The following is a 21171-nucleotide window of genomic DNA, read 5'->3' as shown; positions in this document are numbered from 1 at the left end:
TTGCAAAGATTTTATTAAAATATTTGATATTCAACGATTTCATGCAAATATTATCGACGAACGGTTAATTATCGAGTTTAATCTTTAATTCTTTCAATTGTAAGTCATCAATCACCGATGGAGCATCAATCATCACATCTCGTCCCGAATTATTTTTTGGAAAAGCAATAAAATCACGGATGGTTTCTTGTCCGCCAAGAATTGACACCAATCGGTCCAATCCGAAAGCCAATCCGCCGTGTGGTGGTGCTCCATATTGAAAAGCATTCATCAAGAACCCAAATTGATCTTCAGCTTGTTTGGGGGTGAATCCTAGATATTTGAACATCAATTGTTGCGTAGCTTTATCGTGGATACGAATCGAACCGCCGCCAATTTCGTTTCCGTTCAAAACCATATCATAAGCATTGGCACGCACTTTCCCAGGATTGGTTTCTAATAATTGCATATCTTCAGGTTTGGGCGATGTAAAAGGGTGATGCATCGCGTGATAACGACCACTTTCTTCGTCTAATTCTAATAGCGGAAAATCAACCACCCAAAGTGGGGCAAATTCATTCGGTTTTCGTAATCCTAAACGATTGGCTAATTCCATTCTAAGGGCAGAAAGTTGCGTTCTGGTTTTGTCTGTAGGACCAGAAAGAATTAGTAGTAAATCGCCAGGTTTTGAATTGCATTTTTCAGCCCAATTTTTCAAGACTTCTTCGTTAAAAAATTTATCAACGGACGATTTTAGAGTTCCATCTTCATTGTATCGAACATAAATCAAACCTTTTGCTCCAATTTGAGGGCGTTTGACCCAATCGGTCAACTCATCCAATTGTTTACGAGTGTAATGAGCGCAATTTTCAACATTTATGGCCAACACTATTTCTGAATCGTCAAAAACAGGAAAACCTTTCGGTTCAAATGGTCCCCCTTCGGGAGTTAAAGGGCAAAATTCCATTCCGAAACGAATGTCCGGTTTGTCATTCCCATACATTTTCATTGCGTAATCATAGGTAATTCTCGGGAATTTTTCTACTTCGATTCCTTTGATTTCTTTCAATAAATGACGAGTCAATCCTTCGAAAACATTCAAAATGTCTTCTTGTTCTACAAATGCCATTTCGCAATCGATTTGTGTGAATTCCGGCTGACGATCGGCACGCAAATCTTCGTCGCGGAAACATTTCACGATTTGGAAATATTTATCCATTCCGCCCACCATCAACAATTGTTTGAAGGTTTGTGGCGACTGAGGCAAAGCATAGAATTGTCCTTCGTTCATTCGAGACGGAACGACAAAATCTCTGGCGCCTTCGGGAGTCGACTTGATTAAATAGGGAGTTTCTACTTCACAAAAATCCAAATCAGATAAATATTTTCGCACTTCCATCGCTACTTTATGGCGGAAAAGCAAATTGTTTTTTACAGGATTACGACGAATATCGAGGTAGCGGTATTTCATTCGAATGTCTTCACCTCCATCGGTTTCGTCTTCAATGGTAAAAGGTGGAGTGATCGATGAATTCAGTATATTTAGTTCAGTTACTAAAATTTCGATATCGCCGGTTGCCATATTGGCGTTTTTGGCTTCGCGTTCGATTACGGTTCCTTTGGCTTGAATTACGAATTCACGACCCAAGGTCTTTGCCAATTCAAAAACAGTTTTGTCGGTACGACTTTCGTCAAAAATCAATTGGGTTATCCCGTAACGATCGCGTAAATCGACCCAATTCATAAATCCTTTATCGCGCGTTTTTTGAACCCAGCCGGCAAGTGTAACTTCGGTATTGATATGTGAGGCATTCAACTCACCACAATTGTGACTTCTATACATAATCTAAATTTTAGACTGCAAAAGTAAAAACAAAAATCAACTTAATCTCCAAAACTCTCAACTTCATTAAAATATTCTATAAATTACTTTTGGATGTAGGAGCTGGATAAAAATAAATTATATTTGACTTTTTAAAAATTTAAATCCAACCTAATGAAAAAAACTATTCTTCTATTTTTGCTGGTTTTAACTCAAATTGGGGTCGCCCAAGAAAAAATATGGTTCAAAACCTACAGTGATACAATTTCTTTGGTCAATGATGGACAAGCGATAACCAAAGCGTTTACTGCCGATATTAAATCCATTAAGAAAGACTTCACTTTTAACATAAAAACGGTTTTGCACACCACTCCGTATCTTATTTATTTTTACAAAGATGCTGCCAATATTCCGTTTTGGGATCAAGTAATTCCAGAACAAAAGCAATTCTTTAATGAAATTGCAGGTAGTGAAGCCGAGGGAAAAGCCATTTTTGGGTTGTTTTTTAACGGATTCTATTTGCCTCACGAATTGGGTCATGCGTTTGAATACCAGCTCCAAGGGGAAACGATTGGTGGCTATCAAGGGGAATATTTTGCCAATACAATCGCCATTTTGTGGTGGAGAAAGCAGCATCGCGAGGCCGAATTAAAGCAATGTTATGAAGCTGCCAAAAAAATGTGGGCTAAATTACCCAACCCAATACCCGTAGGTTCAACTATTGAGGAGTATTTCACTAAAAATTATGAGCAAGCTTCGCAAAATCCTTATGTGTACGGCTACATGCAGTTCAAACAATTTATTGAAATTTATGAAAACCAAAACCTGCCTGATTTTGATACTTTCATCAAGCAGCAATTCAAAAAATAGTTTAGTCTTATCACCTTTCGTGCTGCAAGGTTCAATCAAAAAATGTAGCCAGCGGGCTGATGTATTAAAATTGAAAAGCTCGATTTTCCTGCTTTGCTAAATTATTATAAAACTATTTGATTTGTGGGTCGATTCTAGAATAGTAGGCAAGTATTTTGCTTTTTTTCTTTTCGAACTGGACTAATCCAATTGATACGTGGTAAAATAGTGTTAACATAAATTGGACTTTCCGAAAAAAAAGTAGTTTTGAACCTACTTTAAAAAACAGACATTATGAAAAATTTTTTCCTATTGGCATTTGCAATAATAATCAGTGGTTGTATCAATGCTCAAAATAAAAAATATATGACTTTTCAGGCAGAAATAGCCGATAGATTTGGGGATTATATTTCGTTTACCAACGATCAAAACAAATTGGTCAAAAAAATCCAAGTCAACAAAAATGGGACTTTCAAAGATACTTTGAGTGTTGCAACGGGTAGATACCTTTTTTCAGACGGAAATGAATATACCATAGTGTATCTCAAAAATGGTTTCGATTTAAAGATGAAGTTGGATACTAAAACTTTTGACGAATCGATTGTTTACTCTGGCAAAGGAGCTCCTGAAAACAACTTTTTGGCCAAGAATGCTTTATTTGAGGCAAAAAGCGATATTGCAAGCTTACTTACAGCTCCTGAAGCTGACTTTTTTGGAGGATTAGACAAGAAAAAAGCCGATGATTTGAGTCGTTTAGAAGACAAAAAATTGGATCCTGAATTTGTTAGCCTTCAAAAGAAAAGTATCGACGATAATTATAATGCAGTAGTCAAATATTACAAAAAAAATTACGAAGCTAATTTGGCCAAAAGCAAATTGAATAACACGATTTCGGCACCTTTTGAATATGAAAATCACAAGGGTGGAAAAACGAAATTAGAAGATTTGAAAGGGAAATATGTGTATATCGATGTATGGGCTACTTGGTGTGGTCCTTGTCGAGCCGAAATTCCTTCGTTGAAAAAGGTAGAAGAAAAATATCACGGTAAAAATATTGAATTTGTGAGTATTTCGGTCGATGTTGATAAAGACCACGAGAAATGGAAAACTTTTGTTAGCGAAAAACAATTAGGAGGGATACAACTTTTTGCCGACAAAAACTGGAATTCTGATTTTATGAAGAGTTTTGGAATTAATTCTATTCCAAGATTTATTTTGATTGATCCCGCCGGGAAAGTTGTAAAATCAGATGCGCCTAGACCTTCGTCAGCTGAATTGATAAAACAATTGGATTCGCTGTTGAACTAGTTGTAAGACTAGTTTTGACAAAAAGATAAAATGATTTGATTTTTGTAAAATTCAGTCAAATTCTTCGTCGAATATTTTTTTGGTAAAAACTATTTTTTTAAATTTACTACAGAGAAAGACGTTCATGATGACAGAAATTTGAGTGATAATTTAGAAAACAAATAGCTCTTTCTGTGTATTAAATCAATACTGTAGCGTCTATAAAAAAATCGGCTGTCGCAAGTTTTTGCAACAGCCGATTTTGAGTTTAATAATGGTCTAGTTTTGCTTGATTCCAAAATTAGATGATTTTGTTTTGTATAGTTTTTTTTCAAATAGACACTTAATTAGGGTCTGCAGAAACTAAAAACGCTAAAAAAAGAATTTATTTTTCTCATTTCCACTCCGGAAATTGAGTAGTATTTATATCCATCGATGCTATGGTTTGCATATCAGACGCCGTAAGTTCAAAATCAAAAATATTTAGATTTTCAATCATGTGTGCTTTTTGGGAAGATCTTGGGATGGCAATAACTCCCCGCTGGTAGTGCCATCTTAAGCATACCTGCGCAATACTCTTTTCATATTTTTTGCCGATTGCAGCGAGTGTAGGATTGCTAAATATTCCGCTGCGGCCTGCAGCTAGGGGAGACCAAGCTTCCATTTGTGTTGCAGAACCTTTCAAGAAAGGATATAAAATACTTTCTTGAAGAAAGACATTGGTTTCGATTTGGTTGATTGCAGGTACAATTTTAGCATAAGACATTAACTCCTTTAGTTGTTCAGGGTCAAAATTGCTCACGCCAATGGCTCTAATTTTACCTGCGGCGACAAGCTCTTCCATTGCCTGCCAAGACCCTTTTACATCTCCTCTCGGTCTATGGATGAGATAAAGATCAAGATAATCTACCCCTAATTTTTTTATGGAAGTTTCAAATGCTTTTTTAGTTTTTTCATAACCCGCAAAGTCAACCCAAAGTTTTGATGTTACAAACAATTTCTTTCTATCAATGCCACTTAGCCTGATTCCTTCTCCTACGGCGGCTTCATTGCCGTAAATATGAGCAGTGTCAATCAGACGATACCCTACTGAAATGGCTTCGGAAACACTTCGAACACCTACCGCATCAACAAGGGTATTTGTACCAAATCCTAGTCTTGGCATTTTTATTCCGTTGTTGAGAGTCACCGTTGGAATTGAAATTTCATTGTGGTTTTCGTGATTGGCGGCAAATAGCTCTGAACCTCCTAAGCCTATAAAGATTGTTGCTGCAGTAAATCTTGAAGTTATTTTTAAAAAGTCTCTGCGGTTTACCTCTTTACTGTTTTTTTTCATCATTTCTAATTTTTGATTATCTTCTAATCCTTATTTGAATGGCGTTTCCGATAGGGTTTTCACTAAAGAAAATTAAATAGCCACCACCACCAGCACCGCTTACTTTCCATCCTAAAATATCTTTTTTGTACACATCGATTTGAGCTAGAATATCTGGTGTTACCATATTTGGGAACATAGAAATTTGAGCTTCAAAGCTTTGCGTCATTGCTTTTCCAACAGCTTGTGCGTCCTGCTGTTGCAATGCTTTCCAACACGCATCGGTAGCTTTGCTTAACCATTGTGCTCCTTTTTCGTCTATTTGTGTATTTGCTAACACATCGTAATCCATTTCACGGGGATACAGTGGAATCATCCAAATGCGTTGTTCAATCCATTCTAACAAATCAGGTACCATTAACGTTTGTATGTCTGAAGGCCAATAAGTTCCTTCGTACAAATATTTATTTAAACCAGGCATTGTGATCCCAAGCGCATCTTGAGAGCCACTAACATATTTAGTTCCTGGAGGATTCTCAAAACAAAACAGGGTTTTTGCCAGCTTTTCTTTATCGCCATCAGGGATATCGGTATGCCAAAGTTCAATGGCTTTTTTTCGACTGCTGGTCGACATTCCGCTGCGGTCGTTAAATTCAAAATCGGGTTCAACACAAATTGTAATTACTGAACCACTTGCATATTTGCTCACATAGGGTTGATCGAGCCAACCTCCAGCAATATCAATACGATACGGTATTCTGCATTCTTGACGCAATGCTGTTGTGGAACGAGCGGGTAAATTGCCGTGAGGTATGCGTTTGCTAACGACGTATTCGATATTCATTTCTTTACACAACGCTTCTTTTTGAGGCGTATGGCCATCGGTGTTTACAAAGAAAATATCGGGTTTTAACGTATGTAGTTCTTCTAAAAAATCGAGTAATCCGCTTCCACGATTGATCCAAGCTTCTTTTACCACTTTTAATGAGTTAACCATGTACAACCGCTCCGAGTCGGGATTGATGGTTTTTCGAGCTTTCAATTCGTTGATGGTTTTATCCGAACCAATGCCTACATATAAATCGCCATGTTGCGCTGCCTCTTCAAAAAAGGCTATGTGTCCGCTATGTAGCATGTCATAACAACCACTTACAAATACTTTTTTATTCATTTTTTGTTATTAAGTTCAGAAATAATTATTTTTTTTCTAAAATGCAGTTCCTAAGGTCTTTTCGTCAAAAAAACGCTAAGGGCACAAAAGACCAAAAATACAAATTTTGAGCTATGAATTTCGGGTATGAGAAGTTATTTTTCTGGAGTGGAAAATCATCTTTATTAAAAATAGTTCCTTGAGTTGGGGTACCACAGCCTAAGCTTTGAGCACGCTTTGAGTACGCTTTGAGTGGGAGTTGTTATAACTGTGAAGACAAAAAACAAAAAAACCACCCAAAATAGAATCTTGAGTGGTTTTGAAATTTATGTTGAAAAGTTATTCCGCAGTAACTCTAGCCAATCTTCTATCACGCAACCAGTATTTGGTTCTTTTTACTAAATAGAACATAACCGGAACCATAATTAGTGTCAATACTGTGGCATACGTCAATCCGAAGATGATGGTCCAAGCCAAAGGTCCCCAGAATATTACGTTGTCACCCCCAATGAAAAAGTGAGGATTGAAATCGGTAATCAAGGTAAAGAAGTCAAAGTTCAATCCAATTGCCAAGGGAATCAATCCTAAAACTGCCGTTAAAGCCGTCAATAACACCGGACGCAAACGCGATTTTCCAGATTCGATGATGACTTCTTTGATTTCTTCTAAGTTTAAATCGTCGTGGCTTTTCAGTTTTTTATCGGTAACTTTTTTGTCTAATAATAAAACGAAGAAATCCATCAGTACGATTCCGTTTTTCACTACAATACCAGCCAGCGAGATAATTCCCATCATCGTCATTAGGATCACAAAATCCATTCCTGCAATGACATAACCATAGAAAACACCACTAAAACTCAAGATAACCGTGAACAAAATCACCACTGTTTTCGAAACCGAATTAAATTGAAGTACAATGATCAGCGTAATCCCTGCCAGCGCCAAGAACAATGCGTACATCAAGAAACTTTGATTTTTACCTTGCTCTTCTTGAACTCCAGAGAAGGAATAGCTAACATCAGCCGGCAATTCATAATGTTGCAATTCAGACTGAATTTGTTTGGTAATTTCATCCCCATTAAAACCGGTCAAAACATTCGAATAAATAGTCATTATTCGTTTTTGGTTTTTTCTTTTAATCTGATTGTAGGTTTTTGTTTTCTCAGTTTGAGAAATTGCCGAAATCGGAATTTGCTGAATTTGTCCGTTATTTTGGTTTCTGAAGGTCAACGATTGATTGAAAAGTATGTTTTCGTTCTTGCGCTGATCGTCCTGCATACGCATCACAATGTTGTAATCGTCATCGCCTTCTTTGTAAGTCGAAATTTCTTGACCGTAAACCGAACGACGCAAGGCAAAACCCAATTGTCCGGTTGAAACTCCCATACTTCCGGCGTTTGCTCTATCTACTTTTACCTGTAGTTCAGGGCTGTCTCTGTTGACGTCAATACTTAGTTTTTCGATACCAGGAATGTTTTTCGAATTGACAAAAGCAATCATTTTATCGGCTTCTTTCAACATCAATTCATAATCGCTACCTTTCAATTCGATACTAATAGGATAACCCGCTGGTGGTCCATTGGCATCTTTTTCGACCGTAATAGTGGCTCCCGCAATACCTTTAACTTTGGCGCGGATTTCCTCTAAAATATCCGCTGTATTAATCCCCTGACGGAACTTGAATTCAGAGAAACTGACGGTAACTTTTCCTTTGAAGGGTGTTTCTGCCGCTGAACCAGCATCGACATTTGGATTTCCAGCACCTATTCCCACTTGCGATACAATAGATTCGGCAAGGAAGTTTTTGTCGGTTTTGGGATCTACGTATTTTTCTAAAATACTAATGACTTGTTTCTCTACAAAAAGGGTTGCTTTGTTGGTTTTTTCGATCGAGGTTCCTTGTGGATATTCGATATAAGCAATCACCTGATTGGGAATATTATCCGGGAAAAACAATACTTTTCTCGGGAAAACCCCTAGTAAAATAAAAGAGAAAAACAACATTCCAATAATAGACACTAAGGCAATCCAAGAATTTCTCTTCGTTAGAATTTTGGCTAAAAACACTTTGTATTTCTCTTCCATTCTAGGGAAAAAACTGTGTTGGAAATCTTGTGTCCATTGGTACAATTTAAGGAAATACAACCACATTAGGCCTGTTGCCATCAACAATAAATGTCCAATTCCTCTTAAGAATTTACTGTCATACGTGTATTTTGACCCAATAAATGCCAAGAATATTCCGAAAGCCAAAAATAGAATCGTATAGAATTTCAAGCTCTTTTTCGAAATATTTCTATCTTCGGTATCCATCGAACCTCCCGTCATTGCTGCATTGACTACCATTGCCACAAATAAGGATGCGGTAAGCGTTACGGTCAAAGTCATTGGGAAATATTTCATAAATTTACCCATCGTTCCAGGCCATAAAGCGAATGGTAAAAACGCCATCAAGGTGGTCGCTGTCGAAGAAATTACAGGCCAAGCGATTTCGCCAATACCCACTTTGGAAGCGGTTACTCGATCCATTCCTTTTTTCATATTGGCAAATACGTTATCGACAACCACAATTCCGTCATCGACTAGCATACCTAATCCCATTACTAATCCAAACAATACCATTGTGTTCAGGGTTAATCCTAAAGCCGAAAGTATAGCAAAAGCAATCATCATCGATAACGGAATTGCTGCTCCTACAAACAAGGAATTTCGCAATCCCATTGTAAACATCAACACAATCATTACCAGAATTATCCCAAAAATAATGTGATTCGACAATTCATCCACCTGATGTTCCACACGAGAAGATTGGTCGTTGGTCATTTCGATTTTCAAGTTCTTTGGCAAATAAGTACCTTGGGCTTTTTCGATTCGTTCTTTCACCTGTTCGATTGCCGAAATCATATTTTGTCCCGAACGTTTTTTCACGCTAAGCATTACTACTTCGGTACCTTTTTCGCGAGCGTAAGTCGTTTTTTCTTTCTCTTTGAAACTCACTACCGCAATATCTTTTAGGTACACTGTTCCGCCATACGACTTCACGATGATATTCTCCAATTCTTTCGGGTCTTTGATTTCGCCCACGATTCGAATGTTATTTCTAGAACCTTGCGAAACCAAATTTCCTCCAGAAAGCGTCATATTTTCATATTTTACCGCATTCTGAATTTCGTCGAATGTCACTTGTGCAGCGGTCATTTTGAAAATATCTACCGCAATTTCTACTTCTTTGTCATCGACACCGAGGATATCCACTTGTTTCACTTCGGAGATTTCTTCGAGATCATCTTGAATTAGTTCTCCGTATTTTTTAAGCTGTTGGGTAGTGTAATTTCCTTGCAGATTGATGTTTAAAATGGGTACTTCCTCCGAAATGTTCAATTCGAATACATTGGGTTCGACCTTGCTGCCGTTGTCTAGATTGGGCCAATCCGTTTCGGCTTTGGCATTATCAACTTTGTCTTTTACTTTAACTTTGGCCGCATCAATAGAAACGTCGTCATCGAACTCAGCGATGATCATTCCGTAATCTTGAAACGAGCTCGAAGTGACTTTGGTGACACCACTAATGTTTTTGATTTCTTTTTCTAATGGTTTGATGACCAATTTCTCGACATCTTCGGCAGAATTTCCGGGAAATACTGAGGAGATATACACTTTGTTTTCGATGATTTCTGGGAAATCCTCGCGAGGCATTGTGATATAGGCATATACTCCGGTAATGACAATTAAAGCCGTTATGATATAAACGGTGACGCGATTGTCTACAGCCCAGTTTGAAATGCCGAATTTTTTATGGTTTATACTGTGCATTTTTTTATTTTTAGTTTAAAGTTTACTATTGTTTAAAGTTTAAGGTTTAAGGTTGTTTAAAATTGTTTAAGAGTTTAAACAATTAACCGATTAAACAATTAACCATTTTTAGAAATTAAGTTTCATTCCTTCAGAAACCGCATTGGCTCCCTCGGTAACAATGATGTCATTGGCCGATAGTCCGTTCAAAATCTCGGTTACATTGTCTGAAGATTGTCCAAGTTTTACGATTACTTTTTTGGCAACTCCTGTTTTTCCATTTGAATTGGTTACGATGTACACGTATTTGTTTTTTACATTATCTTCTTGAATCACATTAGTTGGAACAACTACGGCGTTTTTGCTTTCGTAATCGGTGATTTTAAGATTGGCTACTTGGTTCGGACGCAATAAATTATCAGGATTTGGAACGCCCACTTCAATACCAAAACTACGGTTGCTAGGATTGACAAAATTCCCAATTTGACGCACTCTTCCTTTATACGTTTTACCCAAAGATGTCAATAAAACATCCACTTCGGTGCCTATTTTTAACTTACCAATGTAGGTTTCAGGAACTGAAGTTGACACAAACATATTCGACAAATTCACGATACGCATCAATCCTTGTTGGCTTGGAGCTACCACTTGACCTTTTTCGACAAAAACTTGATCTATAGTTCCTGTAAATGGGGCTTTTATGATGGTTTTTGCTAATTGCGCTTTGGCTTGAGCCACGCCACGCTGAGCCGAAATCATTTGGGTTTGCGCTTGTAAATATTGCATTTCAGAACCAATTTTTTGATTCCACAGATTTTTTTGACGCTCGAATGTCGTTTTTGCCAAAGCATATTGATTTTCCAAGCTTGCCACTTGTTGACTCAAGCCAGCATCGTCAATTTTACCTAAAACTTGGCCTTTCGATACTCTTTGACCTGCTTTGGCATTCAACGAAATCAATGTTCCTTGATATTCGGGTTGGACCAAAATGTTTTCTTTAGTATCTACGCTACCTTGAATTTCAAGATAATGACTAAAAATGGTGTCTTTTAAGCTAAGAACAGAAACTAAGGCTTCGTCTTTTTTGACGTCTAAGGTGGATAACGCTTCATCAATTTTGGCTAAATCGGCTTGGATTACGGCTTTTTTGGCCTGAAGTGCCGAAACATTTTTAGAAGCAATTAAAGTGTCAATATTGGCATTGTCTTCTTTCTTTCCGCAAGAAAACAATGAAATTGAAAGTACTGTTAGTAGAATTATTTTTTTCATATTTTTAAGATTTTTTTGTTTTTGTTTTGTTCCATTAGGAACTTTATGTTGGTAGAAATTTGTATTAGTGATTGTGTTTTGTCCCGTAGGGACTATACTTTTTATATTAATTCCTTGAAAATGTATTTTTCGTCATATTCAATTTCAAAATTTTGCAATATTTCTAAATATTCTTCTAGAAAGGATTTTGTTTTGTGATGTTCTTCTTGATTTTGAATGTATCTGATAACATTATTAATTTGTGATTTGCTATATGAAAAAGCGCCATAACCCTCTTGCCATTCGAAATGTGTCTTCGTTAATTTATTTTCGTTAATCCATTTTGAGGAACTTTGCTTAACATCTTTCATCAAATCTGAAATAGATTGTGCAGGCCTAATGCCAATCAATATATGTATATGATCAGACATACCATTTATTGCCAATAATTTGTGGCTATTGTTTTGTGTTATTCCTGTTATGTATTTGTATAATTCCTCTTTCCATTCTGATTGAATAGTTCCTAGTCTATATTTTACTGCAAACACAAAATGAATGTGAATTTGGGTATAGGTATTTGCCATATTTATATAGTCCCTACGGGACAAATTTTTTAATTAATCATTTATTTGCTACCAACATTTAATCCCGACGGGATGAAAAAAATAGCATCGATTTTATATTTCAATATTCATAATCAAGAATTATTATTTATTAATTATTTTTTCTAAAGCGGCTTTTTTGTTGATGACATCGACCATCGATTGCAGGTATTTTTGCTGATTGGTGTACAATTGTCGTTGGGCGTCATTGTAGTCAAAACTTGACGACAATCCTTCAGTAAACTTTATTTGTTGCTTTTTTTCGATTCTTTCCGCAAGGTTCAAATTCGATTTGGCTGTGGCGTATTCTTCGATGCTAAATTCATAATCGCTTTTGGCGGCGGCATATTGTAATTTCAATTTTTGTTCCGCTTCTGACAATTGCGTTTTGGCCTGATCCAAAGCTATTTTGGCTTGCTGCGTTCGAGAACTTCTGGCCAAACTGCTGAAAATAGGCACATTCAAGCTTACGCCAACATTGGAATAATTGAACCAATTTTGGTTTTGAGTAAAAAACTGAAACTCATCCTTGAATGCAGTGTACCCAAAATTGACATTCGCTGCTAAGGAAGGCAAGGCTTTGCTTTTTTGTAATTTTAATTCCAATTCTCTTTGTTCCTGAAAATTCATAGCCATCTGATAATTGATGTTGTCATTGACATTAAAATCTCCGTTTATAAAAGCCATATCCAGATTAGAAACGGTTAATTTATCTAAACTGTCTGTCAGTTGCAAGGCGTCGTTAATGTCGACTCCTAAAGTGATTTTTAACATTTTGTACGCCACTTCAGCCAATCTTTTGTTGTAATTCAATGTGCTGTTGATGGAGGTGAGCGTGATTTGTAATTGCTCTACGCTTTCTTCTTCAATCAAGCCGTTTTTGAACGTAGCCTTAGTATCGGACAATGTTTTTTCTAAAGTGGCTTTATTTTTTTCGAGAATAGCGATGCTCTCTTCCGCTAATAAAACACTGCCGTACGCATTGATGACCGCCTCTTTAATTTCGGTATCGGTTTTAACTTTGGCATTTTCGTAATATTTCAAATAGGTTTTGGATGCTTGCAAAGCCACGATATACGAACCATCAAAAATCAATTGACTCAAAGTAGAGCGAGCGATCATATTGTGTTTGGTTCCAAAAGCAACTTCGGCATATTCGCCGGGATTTCCGCCAAAAAATTCCGCAGGTACTACTGATTTTTGCAATACAAAATTGTTAGTGTAATCCAAGCCTGCATTGATTTGGGGTAAACCTGCTGCGGTAGTTTCCCATTTTTTTTCTTTCGAAGCTTCGATATCTCTGCCTGCATTGATCGCCGAATAATTGTTGGTCAAGGCGTGACTTATGGCTTGTTCTAGGCTGAAAGTAAAGCTTTTCTTCGTTTCTTGCGCTTTTGCCGTAAAGGCCAAAACGATTAGGGGTATTAAAAATAATTTCTTCATTATAGGTGATAGTTTTCTAATTGTTTTTCTAGTTCGATAATTCCTGTTGGTGTTGCCATCGCTCGGGTATGATATTCTAAGGCTTGTAATTCGAGTTCATTCAATTCTTTTTCGGAACTGGTGTTACCGTGAATGCTAAAAATTAAGTTGTAATAAAAGCCAACATAAGTTTCTACGAGTACATTTTTTCGGTACAAACCTTGGTTGATTCCTTGTTCGATATTTTGTTTGAAAACAGCATTGCATTCGTTGATTTCTCTTGACATTACTTTGTCATAGATTTCAGGATAATGTTTTTTTAATTGATAGGAAGGGGAGGATTCACTAGCGTTAAACATTTCTTTGAACATCTTTCTGATTTTAAAATTTTCTTCGATGGCATTGTATTTTTGCGCTACAATAACATCAATACTTTGATGAATGGCTTTGTGCACGATTTCTGTAGTTTCGGCAATTAGAATTTCCTTATTGCAGAAATATTTATAAATGGTTTTTTTAGAAATACACATTTCGCAAGCAATATCGTCCATCGTGACGCTCTTGAAACCAAGTTTCAAGAACAAGTCGGTTGCTTTTGCTATAATTTTTTCTTTCATTTTTTTACTCAACTAGGGGTAAATCTTATTATTTGTAAATGTAATACGGAAACTTTTAAACGTAATATCGTTTCCAAAATAGTTACAATAACTTAACCTGTGGCAGTTCTTATATTGTAAACTCTAAATTGGCTTCTAGTTTTAAATTTTTTCCAAAACCAAACTTTTCTTTCGAATGATTGAAATTTTTGTCCAATCCAAAATCATTGCGGTTGATATCTCCTTTAATTTCGAAAGCCGCTTTTTTGGTTCCATTGTAATTGTTGATTCCAATAAATTCGGCATCAAGTTCAACCATTTTGGTCACATCTTTGATCGTCAAATAGCCTTTGAAAAAACTAATATTATTCTTGAATTTTTGAAAAGAGGTCGATTTGAACCGAATCAATGGTTTTTTAGTAGAGGAATTGCTGTTTTTATTTTGCAAGGATTCCACTGTTTTTGGGGAAGTAAACGAATTACTGTCTAAAGAAAATTCTACGGACGCATCTTCAATCTGATCCGCCACTAGGGACACAAAACCATCAAAATGATTGGTGTTGCCGCCTAAATAGGTTATTGTAGCATCTTTCGTTTTGATTAGCACATCAGATTGGTCCGAATCAAGAGTCCATTTCGTTGCCATAATTGGGTGGTTTTATTAAGCTAAACTGTTTTTTGTTTTAAAATATGCCGCAAATATATATAGGAAACTTTGAATACCAAAATAGTTTCCAAAGTATTTTTAAAAAATTATTCTAAATTTAAACTAATCCGTTTTTTAATTTAGTTTACATACTCTAAATTTGGAATTTAAAACTCAATCTACATGCTTCCCATCCTCGAATACCAAGAACAATTTTTACACTATTTAGCACAACAAAATTTCGACAAAGAACCTAGAAATCTATACGAGCCTGTAGATTATATTTTGCAACTTGGCGGTAAAAGATTGCGCCCTGTTTTGACCTTAATGACCGCCGATGTTTTCGATGTGGATTACAAATTGGCTTTGCCCGCGGCGATGGCGGTAGAAGTTTTTCATAATTTTTCCTTGGTGCACGATGATATTATGGACGATGCCCCTTTGCGACGGGGAAATACTACAGTGCACGAAAAATGGAATGTCAACACAGGAATTCTTTCCGGCGATGCAATGCTCATTTTGGCGTACCAATATTTCGAAAACTACCAACCTAAAACCTTCCGAAAACTGGCCAAATTGTTTAGTAAAACTGCCCTCGAAGTCTGCGAAGGTCAACAATATGATGTCGATTTCGAAACGCGGACCGATGTTACGATTCCTGAATATTTGAAAATGATTGAATATAAAACGGCTGTTTTGGTCGCTGCCGCAATGAAAATGGGAGCAATTATTGCTCAAACTTCTAAGGAAAACTCTAGATTAATTTATGATTTTGGGTTGAATCTCGGACTAGCTTTTCAGTTGCAGGATGACTATTTGGATGCTTTTGGCGACCCAAAAACCTTTGGCAAACAAGTAGGAGGGGATATTATCGAAAACAAAAAAACCTATTTGTATCTCAAAGCTTTAGAATTTTCGAAACCAAAGGAGCAAGAACAATTAGCGCAATTGTTTTCTCTCCAATTAGAGGATAGTTCCGAAAAAATTGAAACCGTCAAAGAAATTTTCAACAGAACGGGTGCTGCTCAAGCCACTCAAAAAGCCATTGAGGATTATACCTTGAAAGCCTTTGAAACCCTTGAAAAAATTGATGTTTCTCAAGATAAAAAAGAACTCTTGAAAGCTTTTGGTGATAATTTAATGAATAGAAAAGTATAAAAATTCATCAGGTGGCTGATTTCAGAAGGCAAATCTGAAATCTGCAACCTGCAATCTGCAAATTAAAATGTACATCCAACCAAAAAATATTGATTTACTGCTCGTCGAAGCCGAGAAGGAAGCATTGTACCTCAAATTGATTGAGCAAATCAATAAGGATTTTAATTTGGCCAACGAAGGAGTAGATTTCCCAAAAAGCATCTCGCCCGAAGAATTGAAAATTCAACTGCACGAAAAAATCTACCGGTTGATTCAGTACAAATTTGCCGAATATTTGAATCTACTTTACATTATAGACGTTTCCGAGGACCAAATAAAAAAATTGGATGGTTCGGATTTAGTAGTTCTAGCCGAAAATGTTGCCTTTTTAATCCTGAAAAGAGAATGGCAAAAAGTGTGGTTTAGGAATAAATATTAGCTACTGTAATTCCTTTTTAAGAATCACTTTATTCCATAATTCATTCCCGTTGATGTCAAATAAACTAAGTTTCATTTGCCGGTTCTCTTTATTTCCAGAGAACGAGATGATCCCAAAATTATGTTGAATAAATGCACTACCCTGAACTTTGTAGGAGTTGTTTTCCTTCAATGCTTTCTCCGATACCAAACCTGCGGTAAGCGGCGAAACCGTCCAATCGTATAGAGGATAAGTGCCTTCGCGAGGCAACATCGACATTTCAGCAAAGTGGCGATCCCCAGTCAAAAAGAAAACACCTTTTATTTTGTTGGCTGTAATTTCTTTGAGCAGTTTTTCTTTTTCTTCGGGATAATGTCCGTAGTTTTCGCTGTCTGGAACTGAATTGATGACTTGTCCGCCGATAACAATTAGTTTAAAACCAGCATTCGATGCGCTTAGAGCATCAATTAACCATTCGAATTGTGTCGTACCCAACATCGTTTTATCGCCAGTTGTTCTATCCTGAGGGGATCTAAAAAAACGATCGTCTAACAAGAAAAACTGTGCATCGCCCCAATTGAAGGTGGAGAAAACACCTTCGGTTTGTGATACTCCGATGCCATAACTTTTATTGGCCCAAAAATCTTTAAAGGATTTTTGCGTAATGTGTTTGTTATAAAAACTTCGGTCGCTATCGTTCGGGCCGTAATCGTGGTCATCCCAAATGGCATAATTTTGAGTTTTTGCCAACAAAGGTTGTATTTCCTTAATCGAACGCGAGTGGGTGTTGCGATGGTAAATCCCTGTTTTGCTGTCCCAATCGGCTTCTCGAAGGTAGGTGTTGTCTCCACCCCAAATCATTATGTCCGGATTTTTTTTGGTCAAACTTTCAAAAATAGAATAGCCGCTTCCATAGGGTTTTCCCGGTCGGTCCAAATCCGTTTCGTTGATGTACATGCAACTGCCAAAAGCTACCGTAAAATCGGGTGCATCTTCGCGCCATTGCCACAATTTTTTGGAAGAAAACGAAGTTTCATAGGGTAAAACCAGCTTTTTATTGTTGAGATACAGATTGTATTTGTATTTTTTCCCAGGTGTGAGCTTGTCTAAAATGATGTGATAGGTACAGCCATTTTCTTTAGCCGAATTATAGGTATCCGAATAGAAAATGGTGGTGGGTTTGTCTATTGCAAAATATTCTATTTTTACAGGAACATTCTCCTTGGTTTGCAGCCAAATCACCGCTTCTTTCATTTCGCAATAGCCCACCATCGGTCCCGATTGCAATAGATTATTTTGGGCCGAAAGGCTCGCCGATATATACAGAAAAACGAATAAAATATAATGTCTCATAACAATGGATTTAAAAGCTAAAAAAAAACAAAAGTAAGCATTGACCAAGGGTTTTAGGTTAGGCACAGGTTATGTTTTCGATTAAAAATAAGCTCTAACAAATGGAACAAATGGTTCTGCATCATAACGATCATCCTGCAAAAGATTGTAGCCCACCCCAATGGTAACATTACCGGTTCGATATCCAGCACCTACAATCAAACTGGTGTCCCAATAATCATCTGAATAATTCGAAAAACCTTCTTCTTGATAATTGACACGAGATTGATTTAATCCTACTGATAATTGAATTTGAGGTATTGGATTCACCAAAACAATCGTACTTATGCCGTACACAAACGATGAATAATAATTATTTGACGCCACATAATTCAGGTTCAAACCTGCTCCGAGAGCCACTGTTGGGTTGAAATTATAAATAGCACTTGGCGCTATAAAAATATCGGTGTAGCCTGATGAAAAATTTAATCCTAAGCCACCGCCAAACTGCACATTTTTCCAAAAATTACTCGGTTGGCTGGGAAGATTTGTAGGACCTTGTGCCACTGAAGAATTGAACTGATGGAGGAAAAGCAAAATAAATAATGATCTAAAAAGGGAAAAATGATGATTTTTTTTCATGGTTTAATGATTTTTTTAACATTTTATTACGTAAAAGTACGTAAAAAAATATATTATGTGTATTGATTTATTGTACTTTTGCCAAACTATTTTTAACAAAAAGCATATTAATTACAATTATGGATAGGTTTTCATTCTTAAATGCGGCTCATACCGAATTTTTTGCACAACTTTACGATCAATATTTAGAAAATCCAGATAGCGTTGAGCCAAGTTGGAGAGGCTTTTTTCAAGGTTTCGACTTTGGAATGGCAACCTACAATGGCGAAAATCCAGTAGCTCAACCAGAAGTTCAAACAGTTGCAGCGCCAGAGAACAATGCTGGCACAGAAAAACTACTGAAAGAATTCAAGGTGATTAAGTTGATTGATGCCTACAGAACCCGAGGTCATTTGTTCACCAGAACCAATCCGGTACACAAAAGAAGAACCTATTCGCCTACCTTAGATTTAGAAAATTTTGGACTTTCTAAAGCGGATTTATCCACTGTTTTTGATGCAGCAAGAACCATTAAAATTGAACCCTGTAGTTTGGCTGAAATTTTAGGTCATTTGGATAAAATTTACTGTCAATCCATCGGGGTGGAGTATATGTATATCCGGAACCCCAATGATATCAAGTGGATTCAGAGTAAAATCGGTCACAACGACAACCAACCCGATTTTTCTGTTGAAAAAAAGAAAGCCATTTTACACAAATTAAACCAAGCGGTAGCTTTTGAAAACTTCTTGCACACTAAATATGTGGGTCAAAAACGATTTTCACTCGAAGGAGGAGAATCAATCATTCCTGCTCTCGATGCCTTAATCGAACAAGCAGCCGAAAAAGGAGTAGAACATTTCGTAATGGGAATGGCACACCGCGGCCGATTGAATGTTTTGGCTAATATTTTCGGCAAATCTACTCAAGATATTTTTAGCGAATTTGATGGCAAGGATTACAACGACCAAGAATATTTTGATGGGGATGTAAAATACCATTTGGGTTTAAGTGCCGAGAAAAGAACGAGCTCAGGAAAAACCATTAATATCAATTTGGCACCCAATCCATCGCATTTGGAAACGGTTGGAGCTGTAATTGAGGGAATAACAAGAGCACAGCAAGATAAATATTTTCCAAACGACTTTTCCAAAGTATTGCCGATTGCCGTGCACGGTGATGCAGCAATCGCAGGTCAAGGACTATTATATGAAATCATTCAAATGTCGCAATTGGATGGGTATAAAACAGGTGGAACCATTCACGTTGTGATCAACAATCAAGTTGGTTTTACTACAAACTACCTTGACGCCCGATCATCGACCTATTGTACCGATGTGGCCAAAGTAACTCTTTCGCCCGTATTGCACGTCAATGCCGATGATGCCGAAGCCGTTGTTCATGCGATGTCCTTTGCTTTAGACTTCAGAATGGAATTTGGTCGAGACGTTTTCATCGATTTGTTAGGCTATAGAAAATATGGTCATAATGAAGGTGACGAACCTCGTTTTACACAACCCATTCTTTATAAAATCATTGCCAAACATAAAAATCCGAGAGATATTTACGCTGAAAAATTGTTGGCCGAAGGGGTTATCGACAGCACTTACGTAAAAGAATTGGAAACCGAATACAAATCGGATTTAGAGGTAAGTTTAGAAGAATCTCGTAAAAAAGAGTTGACGATAATCACTCCATTCTTGCAAAACGAATGGAAAGGTTTCGAAAGAGCTGGTATATCTCAAATGCTAACTAAAGTAGATACCTCGTACCCAAAAGCAGGGCTTACGGCTGTCGCCAATGCCATTTGTAATTTGCCAACCGATAAAAAATTTATTAGCAAAGTTCAAAAATTGATCAACGATAGAAAAACTATGTTTTTCGAAACCAACAAACTAGATTGGGCTATGGCCGAACATTTAGCGTATGGTTCGTTGCTAAGAGAAGGTTTTGATGTTCGTATTTCGGGTCAAGATGTCGAGCGCGGTACTTTTTCCCACCGTCACGCTGTTGTGAAAGTCGAAGATTCAGAAGAGGAAGTGGTTTTAATTAACCGTTTAGAAGGCAAAAAAGGGAAATTCAACGCCTTCAATTCACTATTGTCAGAATACGGAGTTTTAGGATTTGATTACGGATACGCCTTGGCAAATCCGAATGCGTTAACCATATGGGAAGCACAATTTGGAGATTTTTCTAATGGAGCCCAAATCATGATTGACCAATATATTTCTTGTGGAGAAGATAAATGGAACAATCAAAACGGTATCGTTGTACTTTTACCCCACGGTTACGAAGGGCAAGGAGCAGAGCATTCATCAGGTAGAATGGAGCGTTTCTTGCAACTCTGTGCCAGACAAAATATGTATGTTGCTGATTGTACAACACCAGCCAACTTCTTTCACTTATTGAGAAGACAAATGAAATTGAAATTCCGTAAACCACTTATTGTGTTTACACCAAAAAGTTTATTGCGGGATCCAAGAGTTGTATCAAGTATCGAAGAATTGGAACACGGTTCTTTCCAAGAAACCATCGATGATGAAACCGTAAATAAAGCAGAGGTTAAAACCTTAGTTTTCTGTACCGGTAAATTCTATTATGATATTACTGCCGAAAGAGAAATCAGAGCCAGAAAAGATGTAGCTGTAGTGAGAATCGAACAATTATTCCCGTTGCCTGCGGACCAATTGAAAGCCATTATCGCCAAATATCCAAATGCCGATGACTATGTTTGGGCACAAGAAGAACCAAAAAATATGGGAGCTTACGGATATATGCTAATGAATTTCAATTTAGTAAAGTGGAGATTGGCTTCCTTACGAGTTTCCTCGGCATCAGCCTCGGGAAGTTATACAAGATCTAAAAACCGTCATGCCAAAGCGATTAAAATGGTTTTCGAAAAAGATTATGTCAGATAGAATAAATATATATAAGAATTAAGATTCATAATTTAAT

Annotated in this window: 16 protein-coding genes; 5 read left to right on the top strand and 11 right to left on the bottom strand. The window is 36.9% G+C overall.

Annotated features, from left to right (window positions below):
• Window positions 1-64 precede the first annotated feature (64 nt).
• Entirely contained in the window at window positions 65-1822 is a 1758-nt protein-coding gene (aspS, locus tag E1750_RS09950) for an aspartate--tRNA ligase (RefSeq protein WP_133276628.1), read from the bottom strand.
• 153 nt (window positions 1823-1975) lie between these two features.
• Between aspS and E1750_RS09945 the strand changes: the two genes are divergently transcribed.
• Together E1750_RS09945 and E1750_RS09940 are read left to right on the top strand one after the other, a co-directional pair.
• Window positions 1976-2671: a hypothetical protein gene (locus E1750_RS09945; protein ID WP_133276627.1), complete on the top strand. Its 696-nt coding sequence runs from the start codon at window positions 1976-1978 to the stop codon at window positions 2669-2671.
• A 273-nt stretch (window positions 2672-2944) separates the two neighbouring features.
• Window positions 2945-3958, top strand: a complete 1014-nt coding sequence (locus E1750_RS09940; RefSeq protein WP_133276626.1) for a TlpA family protein disulfide reductase — start codon at window positions 2945-2947, stop codon at window positions 3956-3958.
• 373 nt (window positions 3959-4331) lie between these two features.
• Here the strand turns inward: E1750_RS09940 and E1750_RS09935 are convergent, their stop codons facing one another.
• The 8 genes from E1750_RS09935 to E1750_RS09900 all read right to left on the bottom strand — a co-directional run bounded on the left by E1750_RS09935 (window position 4332) and on the right by E1750_RS09900 (window position 14708).
• Window positions 4332-5135: an aldo/keto reductase gene (locus E1750_RS09935; protein WP_394346304.1), complete on the bottom strand. Its 804-nt coding sequence runs from the start codon at window positions 5133-5135 to the stop codon at window positions 4332-4334.
• A 154-nt stretch (window positions 5136-5289) separates the two neighbouring features.
• Window positions 5290-6423 carry an adenylyltransferase/cytidyltransferase family protein gene (locus tag E1750_RS09930; protein ID WP_133276625.1) on the bottom strand — a complete coding sequence of 378 codons (1134 nt, stop codon included), beginning with the start codon at window positions 6421-6423 and terminating at the stop codon, window positions 5290-5292.
• Window positions 6424-6741: 318 nt separating this feature from the next.
• Complete coding sequence (locus E1750_RS09925) at window positions 6742-10215, bottom strand: efflux RND transporter permease subunit (RefSeq protein ID WP_133276624.1); 3474 nt, start codon at window positions 10213-10215, stop codon at window positions 6742-6744.
• 108 nt (window positions 10216-10323) lie between these two features.
• A complete protein-coding gene (locus tag E1750_RS09920; RefSeq protein ID WP_133276623.1) occupies window positions 10324-11463 on the bottom strand; it encodes an efflux RND transporter periplasmic adaptor subunit in 1140 nt (379 codons plus the stop codon).
• Window positions 11464-11564: 101 nt separating this feature from the next.
• The gene (tnpA, locus tag E1750_RS09915; protein ID WP_133276622.1) at window positions 11565-12026 is read right to left on the bottom strand and encodes an IS200/IS605 family transposase; all 462 of its coding nucleotides are present in this window, start codon (window positions 12024-12026) and stop codon (window positions 11565-11567) included.
• Between the two features lie 123 nt (window positions 12027-12149).
• Window positions 12150-13487 (bottom strand): TolC family protein, encoded by a 1338-nt coding sequence (locus E1750_RS09910; RefSeq protein WP_133276621.1) that lies wholly within the window; start codon window positions 13485-13487, stop codon window positions 12150-12152.
• Entirely contained in the window at window positions 13487-14083 is a 597-nt protein-coding gene (locus tag E1750_RS09905; protein WP_133276620.1) for a TetR/AcrR family transcriptional regulator, read from the bottom strand. Before E1750_RS09905 ends, E1750_RS09910 begins: the two co-directional genes overlap by 1 nt.
• 109 nt (window positions 14084-14192) lie before the next feature.
• On the bottom strand, window positions 14193-14708 hold the full coding sequence (locus E1750_RS09900) for a YceI family protein (protein WP_133276619.1): 516 nt from the start codon (window positions 14706-14708) through the stop codon (window positions 14193-14195).
• A 183-nt stretch (window positions 14709-14891) separates the two neighbouring features.
• Between E1750_RS09900 and E1750_RS09895 the strand changes: the two genes are divergently transcribed.
• Both E1750_RS09895 and E1750_RS09890 read left to right on the top strand, forming a co-directional pair.
• On the top strand, window positions 14892-15866 hold the full coding sequence (locus E1750_RS09895) for a polyprenyl synthetase family protein (protein WP_133276618.1): 975 nt from the start codon (window positions 14892-14894) through the stop codon (window positions 15864-15866).
• A 67-nt stretch (window positions 15867-15933) separates the two neighbouring features.
• On the top strand, window positions 15934-16284 hold the full coding sequence (locus E1750_RS09890; protein WP_133276617.1) for a hypothetical protein: 351 nt from the start codon (window positions 15934-15936) through the stop codon (window positions 16282-16284).
• Here the strand turns inward: E1750_RS09890 and E1750_RS09885 are convergent, their stop codons facing one another.
• Together E1750_RS09885 and E1750_RS09880 are read right to left on the bottom strand one after the other, a co-directional pair.
• Window positions 16285-17616 (bottom strand): alkaline phosphatase D family protein, encoded by a 1332-nt coding sequence (locus E1750_RS09885; protein WP_133276616.1) that lies wholly within the window; start codon window positions 17614-17616, stop codon window positions 16285-16287.
• 81 nt (window positions 17617-17697) lie between these two features.
• Window positions 17698-18237, bottom strand: a complete 540-nt coding sequence (locus tag E1750_RS09880) for a hypothetical protein (protein ID WP_133276615.1) — start codon at window positions 18235-18237, stop codon at window positions 17698-17700.
• A 119-nt stretch (window positions 18238-18356) separates the two neighbouring features.
• Between E1750_RS09880 and E1750_RS09875 the strand changes: the two genes are divergently transcribed.
• The gene (locus E1750_RS09875; RefSeq protein ID WP_133276614.1) at window positions 18357-21134 is read left to right on the top strand and encodes a 2-oxoglutarate dehydrogenase E1 component; all 2778 of its coding nucleotides are present in this window, start codon (window positions 18357-18359) and stop codon (window positions 21132-21134) included.
• The last annotated feature ends 37 nt before the right edge of the window (window positions 21135-21171 follow it).

The organism is Flavobacterium nackdongense (assembly GCF_004355225.1).
In the GTDB taxonomy this organism is placed as follows: domain Bacteria; phylum Bacteroidota; class Bacteroidia; order Flavobacteriales; family Flavobacteriaceae; genus Flavobacterium; species Flavobacterium nackdongense.
This window is presented reverse-complemented; position numbering and strand designations above follow the sequence as displayed.

What these genes read in the sequence shown, in the direction of transcription:
- aspS (WP_133276628.1), bottom strand. Translation starts at nt 1,822, where the DNA reads ATGTATAGAAGTCACAATTGTGGTGAGTTGAATGCCTCACATATCAAT.
- E1750_RS09945 (WP_133276627.1), top strand. Translation starts at nt 1,976, where the DNA reads ATGAAAAAAACTATTCTTCTATTTTTGCTGGTTTTAACTCAAATTGGG.
- E1750_RS09940 (WP_133276626.1), top strand. Translation starts at nt 2,945, where the DNA reads ATGAAAAATTTTTTCCTATTGGCATTTGCAATAATAATCAGTGGTTGT.
- E1750_RS09930 (WP_133276625.1), bottom strand. Translation starts at nt 6,423, where the DNA reads ATGAATAAAAAAGTATTTGTAAGTGGTTGTTATGACATGCTACATAGC.
- E1750_RS09925 (WP_133276624.1), bottom strand. Translation starts at nt 10,215, where the DNA reads ATGCACAGTATAAACCATAAAAAATTCGGCATTTCAAACTGGGCTGTA.
- E1750_RS09920 (WP_133276623.1), bottom strand. Translation starts at nt 11,463, where the DNA reads ATGAAAAAAATAATTCTACTAACAGTACTTTCAATTTCATTGTTTTCT.
- tnpA (WP_133276622.1), bottom strand. Translation starts at nt 12,026, where the DNA reads ATGGCAAATACCTATACCCAAATTCACATTCATTTTGTGTTTGCAGTA.
- E1750_RS09910 (WP_133276621.1), bottom strand. Translation starts at nt 13,487, where the DNA reads ATGAAGAAATTATTTTTAATACCCCTAATCGTTTTGGCCTTTACGGCA.
- E1750_RS09905 (WP_133276620.1), bottom strand. Translation starts at nt 14,083, where the DNA reads ATGAAAGAAAAAATTATAGCAAAAGCAACCGACTTGTTCTTGAAACTT.
- E1750_RS09900 (WP_133276619.1), bottom strand. Translation starts at nt 14,708, where the DNA reads ATGGCAACGAAATGGACTCTTGATTCGGACCAATCTGATGTGCTAATC.
- E1750_RS09895 (WP_133276618.1), top strand. Translation starts at nt 14,892, where the DNA reads ATGCTTCCCATCCTCGAATACCAAGAACAATTTTTACACTATTTAGCA.
- E1750_RS09890 (WP_133276617.1), top strand. Translation starts at nt 15,934, where the DNA reads ATGTACATCCAACCAAAAAATATTGATTTACTGCTCGTCGAAGCCGAG.
- E1750_RS09885 (WP_133276616.1), bottom strand. Translation starts at nt 17,616, where the DNA reads ATGAGACATTATATTTTATTCGTTTTTCTGTATATATCGGCGAGCCTT.
- E1750_RS09880 (WP_133276615.1), bottom strand. Translation starts at nt 18,237, where the DNA reads ATGAAAAAAAATCATCATTTTTCCCTTTTTAGATCATTATTTATTTTG.
- E1750_RS09875 (WP_133276614.1), top strand. Translation starts at nt 18,357, where the DNA reads ATGGATAGGTTTTCATTCTTAAATGCGGCTCATACCGAATTTTTTGCA.